The sequence below is a fragment of the Microvirga sp. P4_G7 genome (genome assembly GCF_056401005.1).
In genome coordinates this window covers 1-2,015 of record NZ_JBFUKD010000660.1, presented here as the reverse complement: position 1 = coordinate 2,015, position 2,015 = coordinate 1, and the positions used below count along the sequence as shown (strand labels likewise).

Below are 2,015 nucleotides of genomic sequence, written 5' to 3'. Positions count from 1 at the left end.
GGATTTGCAGTGATTGTCCGATATCCGGATTGGGATTTCCCATTCGCGCCGACCTCGCGATTACATCTTACCTGTAAGCGAGAAGTTTCCGCCACCGTGGCCGGGTACGACCAGATGTCGCTGCAACAAGAGCGGGCAGATCACCTCGTCCTGCTGGCGCTCGACAACCATGCCGCTGAGCATGGACGCAACACGTGGATCGTCGCTGGGATGGGCGCTTGAAAGAGAGCGAAGGAACTCCGGCGGGAGGTCCTGAAGGGCAAGAATAGTCTCATTTTCGCTAGTCGTGCTCATGTCCACCACACTTCAAAGCGGGAACCGCCTGTAGGTGAACGTGCCAGCGTAAGAAGTAGTTCGGTGCCAAAACGCCGCACGCGAACGTCGACGCCCGGCCGCTGGGACCGGGCGTCGGTAGGCCGGGCGCGATTTAGCCCTTCTTGTCGAAAGCCGGCGCAGTCTGAAGCTGTTCCTTCGTCATGCGCAGGATGACGCGTTCGGGCTGGCTCGTATCCGCCGTGCTCATGCTACCTGATGCACTCGGTGCGCTTGGGCTAGCGGTGGTCGCGCCTGTGGTCGTCGAGCCGGTCGTCGTCGGGTTCTTACCGTCGAGCGCGCGGGCCTGATCGCGCGTCGCGAACTCGAGCGAGTTGAACGGAACGGCGACGTCACGTTCGCCGACGCCGAGGAATCCGCCGACACCGATGATCGCAGCAACGGCCTTTCCGTCGCGGTCCATGATGACGTCGTTCACTTCACCAATCGACTCGTTGTTCGCACCGACCACTTTCGTACCGATCAAGTCGGATGCCATGACCTGGCCCATCTCGATCTTGGTCATGAACTGACCCGACATTGTGCTCGAAGGAGCCTGCGTCTGCGAAGAAGGCATCGGCGAAGACTGTGTCGGCGAAGTCGGTGACGTTTGCGCCATAGCAGGCGCTGCGATGAAAGCGGTTGCAACAAGGCAGCCCGCAATGTGCTTCTTCAGCATGTTGTATCTCCTGAAGTGCAAGTAGTATTGCTTAAGCGCCTCAATTGGACGCACCGTGCTAACGCTTATTACTATTGGCTGTTCCCGAATTTGTATCGGAATTGTTTGCTTGTTTTAGGCTTGAGCGTTCTGTTCGTGGGGAACCTTCGTCGACGTTGATCGGACGCTTGAACAACAGCGCGAATGCCCGTCGAAGCGCGAAGGTGCGCGGGGAAAGAACTTCGTCAGCGACCAGTTTCGCGCCATCCTTCCGCCGTGCCAGAACGAGGCGCCTGTCGTGGAATGCTTCCAGCTCGGGCCGATGCCCGACGCTGATGACGGCGGCATCCGGAAGGCGTTCGGAAATTCGCCTCATCAAAATTTCTTGTGTCGTCGGATCCAGGGCCGAGGTCGCCTCGTCCATCACGATGATGTCAGGTCGCTGAATGAACAGTTGCGCGAAGGCCAGGCGCTGCTGTTCCCCGCCGGACAACGTTCGTTCCCACGGAACCTCGTCGTCGTGAATCTTCTCCGTCAGATGCTCCAGGCCCGCATCCTCCAGCGCACCACGAACGTCGTCGTCGGAAAGGCTCTCCGCTGGGTTCGGGTAGGCGACGGCACGCTTCAAGGGCCCGATCGGCACATAGGGTTTCTGCGGCATGAAAAAGAGCTTCGCGCCACGGCGAATGGAGATCTCGCCACCGCCCCAAGGCCACAACCCCGCGATTGCCCGGATGAGCGTGCTTTTTCCGGCGCCGGATTCGCCAACCACCAGGACTTTCTCGCCCGGCTCTATCGTGACCTTCGTCTCACCGACGACCGCGGTCCCGTCATCGAGCGTCACCGACACATCGCGCAGCGTGAGCGCCGGGACATCGTCCCCCTCGGTGTGGGCGATGTGGCCGGCACCTGGCTTCTCCGCCAATTCGAGTCGGTCGAGCGAGACGATCAGTCCGGCGACACGATTGGCGGAGGCGGTCCAGTCCGCCAGACGCGGATAGTTCTCGACCAGCCAATTGAAGGATTGCTGCACAGTGACGAAGGC

Annotated in this window: 3 protein-coding genes; 1 reads left to right on the top strand and 2 read right to left on the bottom strand. The window is 60.4% G+C overall.

The genetic code is table 11. From position 1 onward, the window contains the following. Positions 1-222, top strand: a 222-nt coding sequence (locus tag AC1DT3_RS19240; protein ID WP_477466819.1) for a hypothetical protein, incomplete at its 5' end; no start/stop codon positions are given. 205 nt (positions 223-427) lie between these two features. Here AC1DT3_RS19240 and AC1DT3_RS19235 read toward each other — a convergent pair. Together AC1DT3_RS19235 and AC1DT3_RS19230 are read right to left on the bottom strand one after the other, a co-directional pair. Further along, a complete protein-coding gene (locus AC1DT3_RS19235; protein ID WP_477466818.1) occupies positions 428-838 on the bottom strand; it encodes a PRC-barrel domain-containing protein in 411 nt (136 codons plus the stop codon). A gap of 211 nt (positions 839-1,049) precedes the next feature. Further along, on the bottom strand, positions 1,050-2,015 hold a 966-nt coding region (locus AC1DT3_RS19230), incomplete at its 5' end, for an ATP-binding cassette domain-containing protein (RefSeq protein ID WP_477466817.1).